Raw genomic sequence first — 18,770 nt, 5'->3', positions numbered from 1 at the left:
CCGCCGACCGCACGCGGTTCGCGTCACGCCCCTCGCCGCCTCCGGACGGCGGGGGGCTCGTGCGTCCGCCCCCGCTCCGGAGAGGACCGCCACCGGGACGGGCCGTCGCCCGGACAGGCCGTCGCCCCGACAGGCCGTCGCCCCGACAGGCCGCTCCGCAGAGACAGCGGAGCGGGCCCTCAGCCCAGTGCGTGCCCCGTCGTCACGTCCACGTGGTCCGGGATCTCGTCGTGGCGGTCGCCGACGCTCAGGGTGCCGCTCGGCTCGAAGAGGAGGAGCGAGGCACCCGTCGGCGCGACGGGCTTGTGCTCGATGCCGCGCGGGACGGTGAAGACGGACCCCTTGGGCAGGACGACGGTCCGCTCACCCCCGGGCTCCCGCAGGCCGATGCTCAGCTCGCCGTCCAGGACCAGGAAGAACTCGTCCGTGTGATCGTGCACGTGCCAGAGGTGCTCGCCCTCGACCTTGGCCACGCGCACGTCGTAGTCGTTGACGGCGGTGACGATCCGGGGGCTCCAGACGTCGTCGAAGGAGCCGAGGGCCTCGGCGAGGGAGACGGGCGCGGCCCCCGCACGGGCACCGCTGCGTTCGTTGCGTTCTTTGCGCTCGTTGCGTTCGCTGCTCATGGCCCCATGCTCGGGCCTGGTACGGCAGGCCCGCGAGTGCTAGAAATCGCGTATGCCGCAAGGATCCTCGCAAGCGGGACCGCCGGTGCCGGGCACCGCCCCGGCGCCGCGCCCCCACCGGGTCGCCGTCATCGTCGACGAGAACACGAACCCCTTCGAAGTCGGGGTCGCCACCGAGCTGTTCGGGCTGCCGCGCCCCGAACTCGGCCTTCCGGGGCCCCTGTACGAGCTGACGCTGTGCGGTCCCGAGCCCGTGATCCGGATGAACCACGGCTTCTTCACGCTGTCCGACGTACCCGGTCTCGACGCCGTCAACAACGCGGACACCCTGATCGTCCCCGGCCGCCCCGACAACGTAGTGCCGCGCGGCGCCGCCGTGCGCGAGGCGATCCGGCGCACCCACGCACGCGGGGCCCGCGTCATGAGCTTCTGCACCGGCACGTTCGCGCTCGCCGAGGCGGGGCTGCTGGACGGCCGCCGGGCGACCACACACTGGCGGTGGGCCGACTCCTTCCGCGCGCTCCACCCGGGGGTGCTCCTGGAGCCGGACGTCCTGTTCGTCGACGAGGGTGACGTGCTGACCGCGGCCGGCAGTGCCGCCGCGCTCGATCTCGGGCTGTACGTCGTCCGGCGGGACCACGGCGCCGAGATCGCCAACGCCGTTTCCCGGCGGCTGGTGTTCGCCGCGCACCGCGACGGGGGGCAGCGCCAGTTCGTGGAACGGCCGCTGCCCGACGTGCCGGACGAGTCCCTGGCGCCCCTGCTGGCGTGGGCCCGGCAGCGCGTCGGCGAGCCCCTGACGGTCGCCGGCCTGGCGGCACGGGCGGCCGTCAGCCCGGCCACCCTGCACCGGCGCTTCCGCGCCCAGCTCGGCACGACCCCGCTGGCGTGGCTGACCGGCGAGCGGGTCGCGCTCGCCTGCCGGCTCATCGAGCGGGGCGAGGAACGGCTCGACGTGGTGGCCCGGCGCAGCGGTCTGGGGACCGCCGCCAACCTGCGGGAGCGGCTGCGGCGCGAGACGGGACTCAGCCCGTCGGCCTACCGGCGGCGTTTCGGAGGGGCCGCCGGGGAAGCCCTGATGCATGAGATACCTGGTACGCGAACGACTGCTCGGCCTCGGTGACGACTACTGGATCGAGGACCAGCACGGCAACAAGACGTTCCTCGTCGACGGCAAGGCGATGCGGGTGCGGGACACCTTCGAGCTGAAGGACGCCCAGGGGCGGGTCCTCATCGACATCCACCAGAAGATGTTCGCCCTGCGCGACACGATGGTGATCGAGCGGGACGGCGACCCCCTGGCCACCATCAAGCGCAAGCGCCTGTCGCTGCTGCGCAACCACTACCGCGTGTCCCTGGTGGACGGCACCGAACTCGACGTCAGCGGCAGGATCCTGGACCGCGAGTTCGCCATCGACTACGACAACGAACTCCTGGCCCAGATCTCCCGCCGCTGGCTCCACGTCCGCGAGACCTACGGCGTCGACGTCGTCCGTGACGACGCGGACGCGGCCCTCCTGATCGCCGTGGCGGTGTGCGTCATCCACCTGGCGGACAAGGAGGGCGAGGAGGACTGACGGGCAGCCCGGGTCAGCGGCGGGGTGCCCGCAGCCCCAGCACCCGGTCCTTCAGCGCCGGGAACTGTTCCCGGGTGACGGCCGTCTTCGCGGGGTCGAAGTCCACGGTGAGGATCTCCTCGCCGTCGCCGGCCTCCGCGAGCACCTCGCCCCAGGGGTCGACCACGATCGAGTGACCGGCCTGGGGAACTCCCGCATGCGTGCCGCCCGTTCCGCAGGCAAGCACGTACGCCTGGTTCTCGACGGCCCGGGCCCGGGCGAGCAGGGTCCAGTGGGAGCGGCGCCGCTCGGGCCAGCCGGCCGCGAGGACGAGGGTGTCCGCGCCCGCGTCGACGAGCCCGCGGAAGAGCTCGGGGAAGCGGAGGTCGTAGCAGGTGGCGAGTCCGAGGGTGGTCTCCGGCAGCCGTACGGTGACCAGTTCCGTCCCGGCGCCCATGAGTACGGCCTCGCCCTGGTCGAAGCCGAAGCGGTGGATCTTGCGGTAGGCGGCGGCGCGCCCGCCGTCCGGAGCGAAGACGAGGGAGGTGTTGTACAGGGTGCCGTCCGCGGCCCGTTCGGGGATCGAGCCGGCGTGCAGCCACACGCCCGCGTCGCTCGCCGCCTTCGCCATCGCCTCGTGGGTGGGCCCCTCCAGGGGCTCCGCCTCGGTGCCGAACGCCTGGTAGGCGAAGGCACCCGTGGTCCACAGCTCGGGGAGGACGACGAGATCCACTCCGGCCTGGTCGCGTACGAGCGAGGCAGCGCGCTGCCTGCGCGAATCGACCGGTTCGTCCTCGTCTACGCGGATCTGGATGAGGGAGGCGCGCACACTACCACCGTCCTGGCATTCGAGCCGTCTTCACGGGCCTACGATCGTCACACGAAAGCACTGCCGGGGTGCCACACAGCAGCGTAACTTAGCGTTCCAAGACACCCACTGCCCGCGTACCGACCGCCCGAGGGGTCCCGTTCCGTGAGTCTGCATCCCAGTCTTCAGTCCTACGCCGACGCCTGGACCCATTCCGGCGACGCGATATCGGAGCTGGTGTTGACACTTGTGGAGGGCGAGTGGAACCGGCGGACGCCGTGCCCGGGCTGGTCGGTGCGGGACCTCGTGTCGCACGTCATCGGTCTCGACTGCGAGATGCTGGGCGACCCGCGGCCGATCCACACCCTGCCCCGCGACCTGTACCACGTGACGAACGAGCACCAGCGGTACATGGAGATGCAGGTCGACGTGCGGCGCCACCACACGGCGCCCGAGATGACCTCCGAGCTGGAGTACACGATCATCCGCCGCAACCGCCAGTTGCGGAACGAGTCGCGGACTCCGGACACCAGGGTGCGCGGCCCGCTGGGCACGGAGCCGACGCTCGAAGAGGCCATGCGCAACCGGGCGTTCGACGTGTGGGTGCACGAGCAGGACCTGCGGGCCGCCCTGCGGCAGCCGGGCAATCTCGACTCACCGGGCGCGTACGTCACCCGTGACGTACTCCTCGGCGCCCTCCCGAAGGTGGTCGCCAAGGACGCGGGCGCGCCCGCCAATTCGGCGGTGGTCCTCGATGTGCACGGGCCCGTCGAGTTCCTGCGCACGGTGCGGGTCGACGCGGACGGGCGCGGCTCGATAGACGGCACCCCCTCGCTCGGCCCGGCCGCCACCCTGTCGATGGACTGGGAGACGTATGTCCGGCTGGCCTGCGGGCGGGTGCGGGCCGACGCCGTCGCGGACCGCGTCAAGGCGGAGGGCGACCCGGAACTGACCGCGGCGATCCTGCGGAACTTCGCGGTCACGCCGTAGCCACCGGCACGGCCAGGCGTACCCGGGCCTACGCGGGGACGTGCACCGTCTCCACCCGGCTGGCCACCAGCCGCTCCCGCTCCCGGCGGGCCGCCTGCTTGCGCAGCCGGAAGATCTGGCTGAGGCCGAGCGCCTGGAGCACGAACACCGCGGAGAACGCGATGCGGTAGTTGTCGCCCGTCGCGTCCAGCAGGACGCCGATCGCCAGCAGCGTGGTCATGGAGGCGACGAAGCCGCCCATGTTGGTGATGCCGGACGCCGTCCCCTGCCGCTCGGGCGGATTCGCGGGCCGCGCGAAGTCGAAACCGATCATCGACGCGGGCCCGCAGGCCCCGAGCACCGCGCAGAGCACGACGAGCAGCCACAGGGGGGCGTGTTCGCCGGGGTAGACCAGCGTCGCCGCCCAGAGCAGCGCCGTCGCAGCCACCGTGCCGAGCGCCAGGGGCAGCCGCGCCGCGTGGTGCCGGGCGACGATCTGGCCGTAGACGAGGCCCACGGCCATGTTGGCCAGGACGACCAGCGTGAGCAGTTCACCGGCCGAGGCCCGGGAGAGTCCCTGTGCCTCGACGAGGAACGGCATGCCCCACAGCAGCAGGAAGACCATGGCGGGGAACTGCGTGGTGAAGTGCACCCAGAGCCCGAGCCGGGTCCCCGGTTCCTGCCAGGACCGCGCGATCTGGCGCCGCACGTAGCCCATTCCCTGGTGCGGGAAGGGTTCGGGCTCGTGTCCCTCGGGGTGGTCCTTCAGGAAGACGAGCAGCAGGACGAGGACGACGACCCCGGCGAGCGCGCTGCCCGCGAACGCCGCCGTCCAGCCGACCCCGTGCAGCAGCCGGGCGATGACGAGCGTCGAGACGAGGTTGCCGGCCATGCCGACGAGGCCCGCCAGCTGGGCGACGAGCGGCCCGCGGCGGGCGGGGAACCAGCGGGTGCCGAGCCGCAGCACGCTGATGAAGGTCATCGCGTCGCCGCAGCCCAGCAGCGCGCGCGAGGCGAGGGCCATGCCGTACGACGGGGAGAACGCGAAGCCCAGCTGCCCGGCCGTGAACAGCAGGACGCCGATGGTCAGCACCTTCTTGGTGCCGAGCCGGTCGACCAGGAGACCGACGGGTATCTGCAGCCCCGCGTACACGAGGAGCTGGAGGATGGAGAAGCCGGACAGGGCGGAGGCGTTGACGTGGAAGCGGTCCGCCGCGTCCAGGCCGGCCACGCCCAGCGAGGTGCGGAAGATGACCGCGACGAAGTAGACCGAGACGCCGATGCCCCAGACGGCGACGGCGCGGCGCCCTCCGGGCGGGTCCCCCGGCAGCGACACGGCGCTCACCGGACCTCGCCCCGGGCCAGGTTGGAGAACCAGCTGACGTGCCGGTGCACGAGTGCGACCGCCGCCTCCGCGTCACCGGAGCGCAGCGCCTGGAGGATCTCCTCGTGCTCGGTGAGCGTCTTGGTGATCCGGTCGGGGTGGGCGTGCATCACGGCGACGCCCATCCGCAGCTGCCGGTCGCGGAGTTGGTCGTAGAGCCGGGCGAGGATCTCGTTGCCGCCGCTGCGGACGATCTCGGCGTGGAAGCAGCGGTCGGTGACGGCGGCGGCCGCCAGGTCTCCGGCGGCGGCCTGTGCCTTCTGCTGGGCGAGCAGCTCCTCCAGACGGGCGATGAGCCGGGGCGGGGCCGGTACGGCCTTGCGGGCGGCGTGCTCCTCGACGAGCTGCCGGGTCTCCACGACGTCCGCGATCTCCTGCGCGGAGACGGGCAGGACGAGAGCGCCCTTCTTCGGGTAGAGCCTGATCAGTCCTTCCACCTCCAGGCGGAGGAGCGCTTCTCGCACGGGCGTGCGGGAGACGCCGACGGCGTCGGCGAGTTCGCCCTCGGTCAGAAGCGTCCCACCCTCGTAGCGGCGCTCCAGGACGCCCTGCTTGACGTGCGCGTAGACGCGGTCGGCGGCCGGGGGCGGTTTCACTGCGGGCACGCGGGACGCGGTCGTCCCGGCGGGCACGTCGGACACAGGTGCGACAGGCATGCGCACAGCATAGATACAACGCGTACGCATCGTCGCGCCCCGCCCGGATCGCGGACGCCGGGCCGGATGCGGGGAAAGGTGACCCCGCCCGGCGGGGTGTGCAACCATCCGTGCTAATCAGGTGTCAGAGGAGGAGCGGTACTCCCATGTGACCGCGCTCCAGGGGCATTTAACGTATTCGGGGTATTCAACTTGATAAACGGCATTCAGGGCGTACGCGTTCGCCGCGCTGTCGCCGCGATGATGACGACCGGCGCCGTGGTCGCGGCCGGAGCCCTCGGCGCGGCACCCGCACAGGCCGTCACCAAGCCCACCATCGTGGCCCAGGGCGGCTACGTGATGAACAACGGCACCGGTACGAGCCTGTTCACCAAGGCGGCGGACACCAAGCGGTCCACCGGTTCCACCACCAAGATCATGACGGCCAAGGTCGTGCTGTCGCAGTCGAACCTGAACCTGGACTCCAAGGTCACGGTCCAGAAGGCCTACAGCGACTACATCGTCGCCAACAACGCCTCCTCGGCCCGTCTGATCGTCGGGGACAAGGTCACCGTCCGCCAGCTCCTGTACGGGCTGATGCTGCCCTCCGGCTGCGACGCCGCGTACGCGCTCGCCGACAAGTTCGGCAGCGGCACGACCCGTTCCGCCCGCGTGAAGTCCTTCATCGGCAAGATGAACACCACGGCGCGCAGCCTGGGCATGACGAACACGCACTTCGACTCGTTCGACGGCATCGGCAACGGCGCCAACTACTCGACGCCGCGCGACCTCACGAAGCTCGCGAGCAGCGCGATGAAGAGTTCGACGTTCCGTACGGTCGTCAAGACGAAGTCGACCCAGCAGAAGGTGACCACCAAGACCGGTGGCTACCGGTACATGAACTGGTCGAACACGAACAACCTGCTCAGCGAGTACAGCGGCACCATCGGCGTGAAGACGGGCTCGGGCCCGGAGGCGAAGTACTGCCTCGTCTTCGCCGCCACGCGCAACGGCAAGACGGTCATCGGCACGGTCCTCGCCTCCACGTCGGTCGCCAACCGCACGGCGGACGCGAAGAAGCTGATGACCTACGGCTTCGCCAGGTAGGCATCGCTCCGGGGAATCGCCCCCGGGCAACGAAGGGGCCGGCCGCACACCGCGGCCGGCCCCTTCGCGTCAACGACGGCGCAGCAGCGCCGCGAACGACACCCAGGCACCCGGCGCGAGCCGGAGCACGGGCCCACCGGAATCCTTGGAATCCCGGACGGCCACGACGCCGGGCACGTTCAGGGCGACTTCGACGCACTCCTGACCGGCGTTACCGCTGCTGTGGCTGGACTTGAGAAAGTCGAAGTGCGGCACGGCTCACAACTCCCCGTGGAAGCGCTGGTGCAGGTGGGATGCGAACGACACCCACGCCCCCGGCGCGAGCCGGAGTATCGGCCCGTCCGGGTCCTTAGAGTCCCGGACGGCGACGACACCGGGACGATTGAGGGCGACTTCGACGCACTCACCGTTACCGCTGCTGTGGCTGGACTTGCGGAAGTCGAAGTGCGGCACGGTTCACAACTCCTTGCGGATACGTTCGATCAGGTCGACGGAGTCGCGAAGGGCGAGCCCGTTTCTGGCGATCCGCTCGAACGTAACGTTGTGCCGTGCGGCGTCCGCCTCGCTCTCCAGCCACAGAGTAGACGACGTCGTGTCCATGTAGACCACGTCCATCGCCCCGGGTTCCGCGAACGAGACGACGCTGAACGCGCTGGTCATGCCGGGGTGTGAGCCCGCCAGGAAGGGCACGACCTGGAGCTTCACATTCGGCAGCTGAGCCGACTCCACGAGGCGCCCCAGTTGTACGCGCATGACCTCACGTCCACCCACCAGCTGACGCAGAGCGCCCTCGCTCACAACCGCCCACACTTGCAGTGGGTTGTTGTCCGTGAGGCGGGCCTGCCGGGCGATCTTCGCCTCGACGAACCGTTCGATCTCGTCCGGGTCGTCCCAGTCGGCGTTGCCGACGGCCAGCGCCCGCGCATAGTCCGGCGTCTGAAGAAGTCCGGGGACGAAGGCGACTTGCCAGGTGCGGACAGCGGTCGCGATGTCCTCCAGGGCCACGTACTCCACGAGAGAGCGCAGCTCCGGGTACTGGTTCCACCAGCCCTTGGCCTTGCGGCGCTCCCGGTCTGCCTTGGCCAGGCTCAGGAGCCGGGACACGGCCCTCACTTCCGTCACTCCGTAGAGATCGCACAGGATCCGGATGTCCGGGTCGCGAAGAGGCACCCAGCCGCGCTCCATCTTGGCCACCTTGGCCGCGGTCGCCGAGAGAGCGGCCGCCGCCTGCGGCTGAGTCAGCCCGGCTTCGTCTCGGAGCCGCAGCAGCTCACCACCCAACTTCCGCGCGAGCACGGTCGATACGCGGTTGCCGCGTGTGAATTGGTCTGCCGTCACGTCCGACTTCCTCCTGCGTAGCGAGTTGTGCACGAACGCGCTGCTGTACGGGTGCCTGCGGGACCGGCTGTTCCGAGTGGAGACGTCCCTCACCGGGACGGTGCTGCGCATCGCGGTGACGGACCCGAGGGGGGAGCGGATGCCGCGGGCCCGGCTCGCGCGGGACGGTGACCAGTTCGGGCGGGGGCTGCACATCGTCGGGATGCTCGCCGAACGGTGGGCGGTGGAGAGCCTGCCGGTGGGCAAGTCGGTGTGGGCGGAGCTGGACGTGGGCCGGCGGCGGCCCGCGTAGCGCGAGGCGGCGGCCGGAAACGGCCCGGGGCCGGCTCCGTGAGGAGACGGCCCCGGGGTTGGCTCACCGGCCTGGGCTACGCCCAGGTGATCAGTCGCTTCGGCTGTTCCAGGATCGCCGCCACGTCGGCGAGGACCTTGGAGCCCAGCTCGCCGTCGACCAGGCGGTGGTCGAAGGAGAGCGCCAGCGTGGTGACCTGGCGGGGCTTGACCTTGCCCTTGTGGACCCACGGCTGGAGCTTGATCGCACCGACCGCGAGGATCGCGGACTCGCCGGGATTGAGAATCGGCGTGCCCGTGTCGACGCCGAAGACGCCGACGTTCGTGATGGTGACCGTGCCGCCCTGCATGGCCCCCGGGGACGTCTTGCCCTCGCGGGCCGTGGCGACCAGCTCACCGAGCGACTCGGCCAGTTGCGGCAGGGTCTTGGCGTGGGCGTCCTTGATGTTCGGGACGATCAGACCGCGGGGTGTGGCCGCCGCGATGCCCAGGTTGACGTAGTGCTTGCGCACGATCTCCTGGGCGGCCTCGTCCCAGGACGCGTTCACGTCCGGGTTGCGCTTGATGGCGACCAGCAGGGCCTTGGCGACGAGCAGCAGCGGATTGACCCGCAGGCCGGTCATCTCCTTGTCCTGCTTGAGCTCCTCGACCAGCTTCAGCGTGCGCGTGACGTCGACGGTGACGAACTCCGTGACGTGCGGCGCGGTGAACGCGGAGCCCACCATGGCCTGGGCCGTGGCCTTGCGGACCCCCTTGACCGGGATCCGGGTCTCCCGGGCACCGTCGTACGTGACGGCGGGCGCCGGTGCGGCGGCCGGGGCCGGGGTCTCGGCCGGAGCGGGCGCGGTCACGGGCCGGGCGGCCTGCGGCGCCACCGCCGCGTGCACGTCCTCGCGGGTGATGATCCCGTCGGGACCCGAAGGAGTGATCGTCGCGAGGTCGACCCCGAGGTCCTTGGCGAGCTTGCGGACGGGCGGCTTGGCCAGCGGACGCTGCCCGCCGTGGCCGTTCAGCTCGGCCTGGATCGCGGTGGCCGCGTAGTACGTGCCGGGCGGGGCCACGGGCCTGGGCTCCGCTCCCCTGCGGGGGCGGCGTTTGGTGGAGGCCTCGGCGACCCCGTACCCGACGAGGACCGGCGTGCGGCCCTCGGACTTGGGCTCCTCGGCGAGGAGCGCGGGCGCGGCGGCAGCCACCGGTGCGGCGGGCGCCTCGGGGGCGGGGGCGCCGGCACCGCCGGACACGTCCACGGTGATGATCACCTCGCCCACGTCCACCGTCGTGCCCTCGGGGAAGCGGAGTTCGCTCACCACCCCGTCGTACGGAATGGGCAGCTCCACGGCGGCCTTGGCCGTCTCGACCTCGCAGACGACCTGGCCGTCGGTGACCTGGTCACCGGGCTGGACGTACCACTTGAGGATCTCGGCCTCGGTGAGCCCCTCGCCCACGTCGGGCATCTTGAACTCGCGGAGGCCGGAGGCGGTCTCTGTCATCGTCGTCACGACCTTCTCCCTCAGTACGCCAGCGAGCGGTCGACGGTGTCGAGCACCCGGTCCAGGCCCGGCAGGTACTCGTCCTCCAGGCGCGCCGGCGGGTACGGGGCGTGATAGCCGCCGACCCGCAGGACGGGTGCCTCCAGGTGGTAGAAGCACCGCTCCGTGATGCGGGCGGCGATCTCCGCGCCCGTGCCGAGGAACACCGGGGCCTCGTGCACCACGACGAGCCGGCGGGTCTTCTCGACGGAGGCCTGGACCGTGTCGAAGTCGATCGGCGACATGGAGCGCAGGTCGACGACCTCCAGGGACTTGCCCTCCTCCTGCGCCGCGTCGGCGACCTCCCGGCAGACCTTCACCATCGGGCCGTACGCCACCAGCGTCAGGTCGCTGCCCTCGCGGACGACCCGCGCCTTGTGCAGCGGCCCGGGGATCGCGCTCTTGTCGACCTCGGACTTGTCCCAGTAGCGGCGCTTCGGCTCGAAGAAGATCACCGGGTCGTCGCTCTGGATGGCCTGCTGCATCATCCAGTAGGCGTCGGCGGCGTTCGAAGGGGAGACCACCTTCAGGCCCGCCACGTGCGCGAAGAGCGCCTCGGGGGACTCGGAGTGGTGCTCGACGGCGCCGATGCCGCCGCCGTACGGGATGCGGATGACGACGGGGAGCTTGATCTTGCCGAGCGCACGCGCGTGCATCTTCGCGAGCTGCGTGACGATCTGGTCGTACGCCGGGAAGACGAAGCCGTCGAACTGGATCTCGACCACGGGGCGGTAGCCGCGCAGGGCGAGGCCGATGGCCGTGCCGACGATGCCGGACTCGGCGAGCGGGGTGTCGATGACCCGGTCCTCGCCGAAGTCCTTCTGGAGGCCGTCGGTGACCCGGAAGACACCGCCGAGCTTGCCGACGTCCTCGCCCATGATGAGCACCTTGGGGTCGGTGTCGAGGGCCGTGCGCAGCGATTCGTTGATCGCCTTGGCCAGCGCCATCTTCTCTGCCGCCATGGTTACTTGCCCTCCCCTTCATCGGCGAACGACGCCTGGTAGGCGGCGAACTGGGCGCGCTCCTCGTCGACGAGCGCGTGCCCGTCCGCGTACGCGTTCTCGAAGATCGCGAAGTGGTCCGGGTCCGGCATGGCACGCACCACGTCGCGCACTCGCTTGCCCAACGCCTCGCTCTCCGCGTCGAGTTCCGCGAAGAATCCCTCGTCCGCGTGGTTTGCCGCCTCCAGGTAGGCGCGCAGACGCAGGATCGGGTCCTTCGCCTCCCACGCCTCGCGCTCCTCGTCGGCCCGGTACTTGCTCGGGTCGTCGGAGGTGGTGTGCGCGCCCATGCGGTACGTGTACGCCTCCACCAGGGTGGGGCCCTCGCCGTCGCGGGCCCGCTGCAGGGCCCACTTGGTGACGGCGAGGCAGGCGAGGACGTCGTTGCCGTCGACGCGGACGCCCGGGAAGCCGTAGCCCTGCGCGCGCTGGTAGAGCGGGACGCGGGTCTGCTTCTCGGTCGGCTCGGAGATCGCCCACTGGTTGTTCTGGCAGAAGAAGACGACGGGGGCGTTGTAGACCGCGGAGAAGGTGAACGATTCGGCGACGTCGCCCTGGCTGGAGGCGCCGTCCCCGAAGTAGGCGATCACGGCCGAGTCGGCGCCGTCCTTGGCGATGCCCATGGCGTAGCCGGTGGCGTGCAGGGTCTGCGAGCCGATGACGATCGTGTACAGGTGGAAGTTGTTGCTGTTCGGGTCCCAGCCGCCGTTGTTCACGCCGCGGAACATGCCGAGCAGGTTCGTCGGGTCGACGCCGCGGCACCAGGCGACGCCGTGCTCCCGGTAGGTCGGGAAGACGTAGTCGTCGTCCCGGGTGGCCCGGCCCGAACCGATCTGTGCGGCCTCCTGGCCGAGCATCGAGGCCCACAGGCCCAGCTCGCCCTGGCGCTGCAGCGAGGTGGCCTCCGCGTCGAAACGACGGCTCAGCACCATGTCCCGGTACAGGCCGCGCAGCTCCTCGGGGGTGATGTCCGCGACGTACGCGTCGTACGTGGCGTCCTTGACCCGCTTGCCTTCCGGGGTCAGCAGCTGGACGAGTTCGGGCTCGGCGCCCGGTGCCGCCTTGGCGGCCGCGCCGGTGCGCTTGCTCGCGGCGGTCTTCGTACCGGCGCTGCGTCGCGGCTTGCGCGCGGCAGTGCTCTCCACGGTCACGTGTGCTCCTCCGTCGGTCCGGCCCCCGGGGTTGCCGGGTGGCCAGTGCGGCTCGCCTGATCCCGATCCCGTGCACGGGGTGGGTGCCACTCGGCCGGGAACAGACGTGACAGGTGCCCCGGCGAGCGCCCTGCAACAAGCACGTTACCCAGTGCTCCACATTTCTGTGAAACCCCACCTGACCTGCGATTTTGCTTGGATTTCCAAGTACTTTGCACGAGGGGTCCCAAGTGAATCGCCCGAGCCGGGGACATGCGCTGGTCACAGCCTTGCAGGGGGCCGGAACACCGGCACGTTATCCCGGTCACCCCTGGCACGGGAAGGGTTCACCTCAAGCGGGTATTCCGACCCTGTGTGAAACTGGCCCCGTGCGCGAAGACGGGAAAATCACCGTATTCCTCCTCGACGACCACGAGGTGGTGCGCCGGGGCGTCCATGAGCTGCTGTCCGGGGAGCCCGACGTCGAGGTGGTCGGCGAGGCCGGGACCGCGGCCGACGCCCTGGTGCGGATTCCGGCCACCCGACCGGACGTCGCCGTGCTGGACGTACGGCTTCCGGACGGCAGCGGCGTCGAGGTGTGCCGCGAGATCCGCTCACGGAACGAGGACATCAAGTGCCTCATGCTGACGTCCTACGCCGACGACGAGGCCCTGTTCGAAGCGATCATGGCGGGCGCCTCGGGCTACGTCCTGAAGGCCGTCCGCGGCACCGAGCTGCTGGCCGCCGTACGTGACGTCGCGGCCGGGAAGTCCCTGCTCGACCCGGTGGCCACGGCACGCGTGCTGGAGCGGTTGCGGGACGGGGGCGGCCCGAAGACCGACGACCGGCTCGCCCACCTCACCGACCAGGAGCGCAGGATCCTCGACCTGATCGGGGAGGGCCTCACCAACCGCGCGATCGGCGAGCGGCTGAACCTGGCGGAGAAGACGATCAAGAACTACGTGTCCAGCCTGCTGTCCAAACTGAGCATGGAGCGCCGGTCACAGGCAGCCGCCTATGTGGCGCGCCTGCAAGTGGAGAACGACCGGCGCTGACGCGTCCATCCGGGACCTATGGCCCCTCCTCCCGGGGCGGGCGACCCTTTCCCGCCGCCCCCCGGTGCCACAGATTGGTGGGCATGCCCACCGACGAACAGCTCGCCGTGGACCTCATCGGCCGGGTCCCCCACGGCCGCGCGGCCACCAGCATGCGCGCGCTGCCCTTCCTCGCCCTCGCCCGCCACATCGTGGCGGACGGCCGCGTGCTGCTGCGCCTGCACCGGGGCTGCGGACACCACCTGGCCCGCACCGGCGGTGTCGTCGCGTACGGCGCAGACAACCTGGGGTGCGCCCGGCCCGGCGAGAGCCTGTGGTCCGCCCAGATCGTCGGGCACTGCACGGGCGTCGAACCGACCCCGGCCCAGCTCGCGCGCTTCGGCCCCGGCCCGCGTCTCGTCGACGGCGAGCCGTTCGACCCGGTCCACCTGGCGATCGAGCCGCGCTTCGCCACCGTGCACACCACCGACGCTGGCGTGGAACGTCGGTTCCAGCACATCCTGTGACCGAAGACGACTGTCTGTGACACGTGCGAGGTCAGCGCCCCGTCCCGTGCCCTAGCATCTGGCGCGTGCCGCGCCCATCTGTACCACCCCCTCTGACTCACGCGCCCCCCTTGGGTGCCCTTCTGCGCCGTTACGCCGCCGGGTCCGTGCTGACCTGCGAGCCCGTCGACCAGGGCCTGCTCAACCGCGGTTACCGGCTCCGCACCACCCGCGGCCGCTACTTCCTCAAGCACCATTTCGACCCCGAGACCGCCGACCCGGCCGCCATCGTCCGGCAGCACCGCGCCACCCAGCGCCTCGCGGACCTCGGCGTCCCGGTCGCCCCGCCGCTGGCGGGCACCGACGGCCGGACGGTCGCGGTCGTCGGCGGCCACGCCTACGCCCTGCACCCCTGGATCGACGGCGGGCACCGCCACGGCGGCCAGCTGGCCACCGCCCAGTGCCGACGGCTCGGGGCGCTCCTGGGCGTCGTACACGCGTGTCTGGAGCGGGTGATGCCGCCGGACGGGCGACCGCCGGAGGAGCCCGCGGACGGCGCCGATCCCGCGGACACCTTCGCGCTCATCGACGACCTGCTCGCGCACGTGCGCCGGCAGCGCCCGCCCGACGCCTTCGACGAACTGGCACGGCACCGGCTCCTGGAGCGGCGGACCCTCCTGGAGGAGCACGCCGGCCGGCGGCCGCCGCGGGGCGGCCCGGTGGGATGGGTGCACGGCGACTTCCACCCCTTCAACCTGCTCTACCGGGACGGCGAGCCCGCCGCGATCGTCGACTGGGACCGGCTGGGCGTCCAGCCCCGCGCCGAGGAGGCCGTCCGCGCCGCGGTGATCTTCTTCCTCCGTCCGGCCGGCACCCTCGACCTGGCCAAAGTGCGTGCCTACGCGCGCGCGTACCGGCGCGCGGCGGGCGCCTCCCCCGCCGAGCTCGCGGCCGCCGTGCACCGGGTGTGGTGGGAGCGCCTCAACGACTTCTGGATGCTGCGATGGCACTACGAGCGCGGCGACACCCGCGCCGACCCCCAGTTCCCGGCGGCCTCGGCCCTGGTGGCGTGGTGGACCCGCGAGTACGACGCGGTGCGCGAGGCGTTCGCGGGGTGAGAAGCGGCGGCCGGAAGCCGGGTGAGGCACGGGGGACGAAGCAGCACGCGCGCGTGGAGCCCGTTCCGGGCCGCACGCGCGCGTGGGGGAAGCAGCCGGGTGTCAGAGACCCCCGGCGCCCGTGGTGCCCTCTTCACCCGTCGGGTCGGGCGACGCCGGCGGCTCGCTGGACGGCGGGGCCTCCGAAGGCGTCGTCTTCGTCGGCGGCACGTTGCTGGGCGTCGACTTCGAGGGCTCGTCCGACGGCTGGCTGCTCGGGGTCTCGGACGGCCTGTACGACGGCGAGTACTCCTCGCCGGTGCCCGTACCGGTGCCGTCGTCCGTGGAGTCCTCGGTGGCGTCTTCCGTGGCCTTGTCGCTGGGCTTCTTGCTGGAGTCCTTGTCCTTGGTGGCCGAGGACGTGGGCGAGTGCGTGGTGTCGGTGCCGCCGGTGCCGCCGCCGGTGTTGTTCAGCGCCAGTGCCACACCCGCCGCGATGGCGATCACCGCGAAGACCGCGAGGATCCACAGCTTGCCGCGGCCGCTGCCCCGGTTGCCGTGCCCCTCGAAGCCCCCGTCGTCGCCGCCGGACTGCGGCAGCAGCGGCGAGGGGATCTGCGTGGTGCCCGAGTCCCCGAGGTTCGGCAGCATGCCCGCGCCCGCGAAGCCGGCCGCCGGGGTCTGCCTGCCCTCGTGCACGGTCACCGGGCCGGTGTTCCAGGTACCGGTGTGGCCGCCCTGGTCGTACAGCATCTGGAGCGCGTACTGGACCAGGCCGCGCATCTCCTCGGCGGTCTGGAACCGGTCGTCGGGCTCCTTCGCCAGGGCGCGCATCACGAGTCCGTCGAGCTCCGGCGGCACCGTGTCCGAGACGGACGACGGGGGCGCCGGGATGTCCTGCACGTGCTGGTAGACCACGGACAGCGGCGTCTCACCGGTGAACGGGGGACGCAGCGCGAGCAGTTCGTAGAGCAGGCAGCCGGTCGCGTACAGGTCGGAGCGGTGGTCGACGGCCTTGCCGAGCGCCTGCTCCGGGGAGAGGTACTGCGGGGTGCCCATGACCATGCCGGTCTGGGTCATCGTCGACTGCGCGCCGTGCAGGGCGCGCGCAATGCCGAAGTCCATCACCTTCACGGCACCCGTGTCGGTGATGATCACGTTGGCGGGCTTGATGTCGCGGTGCACGATGCCGTGCTGGTGCGAGTACGCCAGCGCCTCCAGGACACCGGAGACGATGATCAGCGCCTGCTCCGGCCCGGGGGCCTCGGCGTTGAGCAGCAGGTCGCGGATCGTGTGGCCCTCGACGATCTCCATGACGATGTACGGCACGACGCCGTGGCCGACGTTGTCCTCGCCGGAGTCGTACACGGCGACGACCGCGTGGTGGTTGAGTCCGGCCACCGACTGGGCCTCGCGCGTGAAGCGGGCCTTGGAGACCGGGTCCTCGGCCAGGTCGGACCGGAGCAGCTTGACCGCGACGGTGCGGCCGAGACGTACGTCCTCGGCGGCGAACACCTCGGCCATACCGCCCCGGCCGAGTCTGCGGGTGAGCCGATACCGGCCATCGCCGACCAGCCCGCCGTTACCCCACATCTCCGGCGCATCTGACATACCGCCGCCAGTCGCCTCGGGGTCGGACGGGCCCTGAGCGCGCTGCTGCTGTGCCATCAGTCCTCGCCGTCGTTTCTGCCCGCGGTCTGCGCGGTGGTTGTTACGGTCTCCGTCGGGCCACGCTACAGGCTCCGCGCAAGGCGCCGGTCCGAGTTGGATTCGAGATGGACCGGTCATGAAACCCGCAGCGGGTCCCCGGGGGCAAATCCTGTGTACCGGCCGTACAACACCTGTAACGCTTCCGCGACGCTTCCTTCGCGTACGGTCACGGAACGGGCACCGAGCTTGACGTGTCGGTGCCCTCGGGCAGACTTGGCCGGGAATAGCACATTGGATCACTGAGGACCGATCGCGGGACGCGGGAGCACACCAGCCGCTGCCACCGCGCCGATGGGGGACGCAGAAACATGAGCCAGGACGGCGCACAGGGCCGGTACGCGGGGCGTGCGGTCGCCGGCGGGCGCTACCAGCTGCGCGACTTGCTCGGCGAAGGCGGCATGGCCTCGGTGCACCTCGCGTACGACTCGGTGCTCGACCGCCAGGTCGCGATCAAGACACTGCACACCGAGCTCGGCCGCGAGCAGGCCTTCCGCGAGCGTTTCCGCCGCGAGGCGCAGTCGGTGGCCAAGCTCACGCACACGAACATCGTCTCGGTCTTCGACACCGGCGAGGACGACCTCGACGGCATGACGACGCCGTACATCGTCATGGAGTACATCGAGGGCAACCCGCTCGGCTCGGTCCTCGACGCGGACATCCAGCAGTACGGCGCCATGCCCGCGGACAAGGCCCTGAAGATCACCGCGGACGTGCTGGCCGCCCTGGAGATCAGCCACGAGATGGGCCTGGTCCACCGGGACATCAAGCCGGGCAACGTGATGATGACGAAGCGCAACGTCGTCAAGGTGATGGACTTCGGCATCGCCCGCGCCATGCAGTCCGGGGTCACGTCGATGACCCAGACCGGCATGGTCGTCGGCACCCCGCAGTACCTCTCGCCCGAGCAGGCCCTCGGCCGGGGCGTCGACGCGCGCAGCGACCTGTACTCGGTCGGCATCATGCTCTTCCAACTGGTCACCGGGCGGCTGCCGTTCGAAGCGGACTCCCCCCTGGCCATCGCGTACGCGCACGTCCAGGAGGAGCCCGTCGCGCCCTCCTCGGTCAACCGCTCGCTGCCGCCTGCCGTGGACGCCCTGGTCGCCCGCGCGCTGAAGAAGAACCCGAACGAGCGCTTCCCCAGCGCCGAGGCGATGCGCGACGAGTGCCTGCGCGTGGCCCAGTCGCTGCACGCCACCGCCCCGAGCATCGTGCCGGGCGCCCAGACGCCCAGCGGCGCCGGCGTCGGCTCCGCCGTCTTCCCGCCGGTCGACCAGTCGGCCCCGGCCCCCACGGGCCCGGTCCAGACGCCGTACCAGCCGGGCCCCTACAACCCGCAGACGCCGGCGGCCTCGCACACCCCGGCGCCGTCGTACGGCTATCCGCAGCAGGGCGGCTACCAGGCGCCGCAGACCGCGGCGTACTCCCCGCAGCACGGCTCGTCGACCCCGCCGCCGTACAACCTGACGCCCCACTCCACGGCGCCCGGCAACTCCGGCGGCCGCAAGAGCAACAAGGGAATGATAATCGGCTCCGTCGTCGTCGCGCTCGTCGCGGCAGGCGGTCTGATCACGGCGCTCACGCTGAGCGGCGGCACTGACGACGACAGGGGCGGCGGCGACTCCACCGGCTCCGCGTCCGCGTCCGCGGTCCCCGGCCACAAGGGTCCGGACACGACGAAGGTCATCGAGACCACCAAGTGCACGGAGCCGGACGAGTCGTACAACGACCCGGACAAGATCAAGGTCCCCGAATTCACCTTCAAGAACCTCAAGTCGGTCAAGTCGTGCTTCCAGGCGGCCGGTTGGCAGATGGACATCAAGAACGTGGACGAGAACACCTACGGCGAGGACACGGTCATGGACCAGTTCCCGTCCGCGGGCACGGACGTGGACCCGAAGGACATGCCCGAGATCGAGCTGAGCGTCTCGACGGGCGACCCGGCCTGACCGGCCGCTGAAGCCGTCGTCGGCCGCCGGCCGACGCACGAAGGGCCCGGCACGGGGAGTGCCGGGCCCTTCGCGGGTACCACGCCGGGTCCGTCCGGCAGAC

General features: G+C 71.2%; 20 protein-coding genes. 9 read left to right on the top strand and 11 right to left on the bottom strand.

Features of this window, described 5'->3' with window-relative positions:
• Window positions 1-179 precede the first annotated feature (179 nt).
• A complete protein-coding gene (locus tag AC069T_RS11900) occupies window positions 180-626 on the bottom strand; it encodes a cupin domain-containing protein (RefSeq protein ID WP_478782587.1) in 447 nt (148 codons plus the stop codon).
• A 52-nt stretch (window positions 627-678) separates the two neighbouring features.
• Between AC069T_RS11900 and AC069T_RS11895 the strand changes: the two genes are divergently transcribed.
• Window positions 679-1,749 carry a helix-turn-helix domain-containing protein gene (locus tag AC069T_RS11895; RefSeq protein WP_478782586.1) on the top strand — a complete coding sequence of 357 codons (1,071 nt, stop codon included), beginning with the start codon at window positions 679-681 and terminating at the stop codon, window positions 1,747-1,749.
• Complete coding sequence (locus tag AC069T_RS11890) at window positions 1,709-2,203, top strand: LURP-one-related/scramblase family protein (RefSeq protein ID WP_478782585.1); 495 nt, start codon at window positions 1,709-1,711, stop codon at window positions 2,201-2,203. The genes AC069T_RS11895 and AC069T_RS11890 overlap by 41 nt, the downstream gene beginning before the upstream one ends.
• A gap of 13 nt (window positions 2,204-2,216) precedes the next feature.
• Here AC069T_RS11890 and AC069T_RS11885 read toward each other — a convergent pair whose 3' ends face one another.
• Entirely contained in the window at window positions 2,217-3,011 is a 795-nt protein-coding gene (locus tag AC069T_RS11885; protein ID WP_478782584.1) for a carbon-nitrogen family hydrolase, read from the bottom strand.
• A gap of 144 nt (window positions 3,012-3,155) precedes the next feature.
• On the opposite strand from AC069T_RS11885, the gene AC069T_RS11880 reads away from it, so the two are divergent.
• The gene (locus AC069T_RS11880; protein ID WP_478782583.1) at window positions 3,156-3,980 is read left to right on the top strand and encodes a maleylpyruvate isomerase family mycothiol-dependent enzyme; all 825 of its coding nucleotides are present in this window, start codon (window positions 3,156-3,158) and stop codon (window positions 3,978-3,980) included.
• Between the two features lie 28 nt (window positions 3,981-4,008).
• Here the strand turns inward: AC069T_RS11880 and AC069T_RS11875 are convergent, their stop codons facing one another.
• Complete coding sequence (locus tag AC069T_RS11875) at window positions 4,009-5,304, bottom strand: MFS transporter (RefSeq protein WP_478782582.1); 1,296 nt, start codon at window positions 5,302-5,304, stop codon at window positions 4,009-4,011.
• Entirely contained in the window at window positions 5,301-5,999 is a 699-nt protein-coding gene (locus AC069T_RS11870) for a GntR family transcriptional regulator (protein WP_478782581.1), read from the bottom strand. Before AC069T_RS11870 ends, AC069T_RS11875 begins: the two co-directional genes overlap by 4 nt.
• A gap of 240 nt (window positions 6,000-6,239) precedes the next feature.
• Here AC069T_RS11870 and AC069T_RS11865 point away from each other — a divergent pair, with 240 nt between their 5' ends.
• Complete coding sequence (locus tag AC069T_RS11865; RefSeq protein ID WP_478782580.1) at window positions 6,240-7,085, top strand: D-alanyl-D-alanine carboxypeptidase family protein; 846 nt, start codon at window positions 6,240-6,242, stop codon at window positions 7,083-7,085.
• Window positions 7,086-7,154: 69 nt separating this feature from the next.
• Here the strand turns inward: AC069T_RS11865 and AC069T_RS11860 are convergent, their stop codons facing one another.
• The 3 genes from AC069T_RS11860 to AC069T_RS11850 are packed head-to-tail and all read right to left on the bottom strand — an operon-like array spanning window position 7,155 to window position 8,423.
• On the bottom strand, window positions 7,155-7,340 hold the full coding sequence (locus tag AC069T_RS11860) for a DUF397 domain-containing protein (protein ID WP_478782579.1): 186 nt from the start codon (window positions 7,338-7,340) through the stop codon (window positions 7,155-7,157).
• Between the two features lie 3 nt (window positions 7,341-7,343).
• Window positions 7,344-7,538: a DUF397 domain-containing protein gene (locus AC069T_RS11855; protein WP_478782578.1), complete on the bottom strand. Its 195-nt coding sequence runs from the start codon at window positions 7,536-7,538 to the stop codon at window positions 7,344-7,346.
• A gap of 3 nt (window positions 7,539-7,541) precedes the next feature.
• Complete coding sequence (locus tag AC069T_RS11850; protein WP_478782577.1) at window positions 7,542-8,423, bottom strand: helix-turn-helix domain-containing protein; 882 nt, start codon at window positions 8,421-8,423, stop codon at window positions 7,542-7,544.
• 25 nt (window positions 8,424-8,448) lie between these two features.
• Here AC069T_RS11850 and AC069T_RS11845 point away from each other — a divergent pair, with 25 nt between their 5' ends.
• Window positions 8,449-8,715, top strand: a complete 267-nt coding sequence (locus tag AC069T_RS11845; protein ID WP_478782576.1) for an ATP-binding protein — start codon at window positions 8,449-8,451, stop codon at window positions 8,713-8,715.
• Window positions 8,716-8,791: 76 nt separating this feature from the next.
• Here the strand turns inward: AC069T_RS11845 and AC069T_RS11840 are convergent, their stop codons facing one another.
• From AC069T_RS11840 to pdhA, 3 genes are read right to left on the bottom strand one after another with little or no spacing between them, the layout of a single operon-like run.
• Window positions 8,792-10,213, bottom strand: coding sequence for a dihydrolipoamide acetyltransferase family protein (locus AC069T_RS11840; RefSeq protein ID WP_478782575.1), 1,422 nt, complete (start codon window positions 10,211-10,213; stop codon window positions 8,792-8,794).
• A gap of 11 nt (window positions 10,214-10,224) precedes the next feature.
• A complete protein-coding gene (locus AC069T_RS11835; RefSeq protein WP_358850872.1) occupies window positions 10,225-11,205 on the bottom strand; it encodes an alpha-ketoacid dehydrogenase subunit beta in 981 nt (326 codons plus the stop codon).
• Between the two features lie 2 nt (window positions 11,206-11,207).
• Window positions 11,208-12,395 (bottom strand): pyruvate dehydrogenase (acetyl-transferring) E1 component subunit alpha, encoded by a 1,188-nt coding sequence (gene pdhA / locus AC069T_RS11830; protein WP_478782574.1) that lies wholly within the window; start codon window positions 12,393-12,395, stop codon window positions 11,208-11,210.
• Window positions 12,396-12,763: 368 nt separating this feature from the next.
• On the opposite strand from pdhA, the gene AC069T_RS11825 reads away from it, so the two are divergent.
• The 3 genes from AC069T_RS11825 (at window position 12,764) to AC069T_RS11815 (ending at window position 15,032) form a co-directional block, all read left to right on the top strand.
• Entirely contained in the window at window positions 12,764-13,429 is a 666-nt protein-coding gene (locus tag AC069T_RS11825; protein WP_478782573.1) for a response regulator, read from the top strand.
• Between the two features lie 83 nt (window positions 13,430-13,512).
• Complete coding sequence (locus tag AC069T_RS11820; RefSeq protein ID WP_478782572.1) at window positions 13,513-13,935, top strand: pyridoxamine 5'-phosphate oxidase family protein; 423 nt, start codon at window positions 13,513-13,515, stop codon at window positions 13,933-13,935.
• A 92-nt stretch (window positions 13,936-14,027) separates the two neighbouring features.
• Window positions 14,028-15,032, top strand: a complete 1,005-nt coding sequence (locus AC069T_RS11815; RefSeq protein ID WP_478782656.1) for a phosphotransferase — start codon at window positions 14,028-14,030, stop codon at window positions 15,030-15,032.
• Between the two features lie 102 nt (window positions 15,033-15,134).
• On the opposite strand, the gene AC069T_RS11810 is transcribed toward AC069T_RS11815, so the two are convergent.
• Entirely contained in the window at window positions 15,135-16,679 is a 1,545-nt protein-coding gene (locus AC069T_RS11810) for a protein kinase domain-containing protein (protein WP_478782571.1), read from the bottom strand.
• Window positions 16,680-17,029: 350 nt separating this feature from the next.
• Here AC069T_RS11810 and AC069T_RS11805 point away from each other — a divergent pair, with 350 nt between their 5' ends.
• A complete protein-coding gene (locus AC069T_RS11805; RefSeq protein WP_478782570.1) occupies window positions 17,030-18,667 on the top strand; it encodes a protein kinase domain-containing protein in 1,638 nt (545 codons plus the stop codon).
• Window positions 18,668-18,770: the final 103 nt, after the last annotated feature.

It is taken from the genome of Streptomyces sp. NPDC043867 (assembly GCF_056435845.1).
This window is presented reverse-complemented; position numbering and strand designations above follow the sequence as displayed.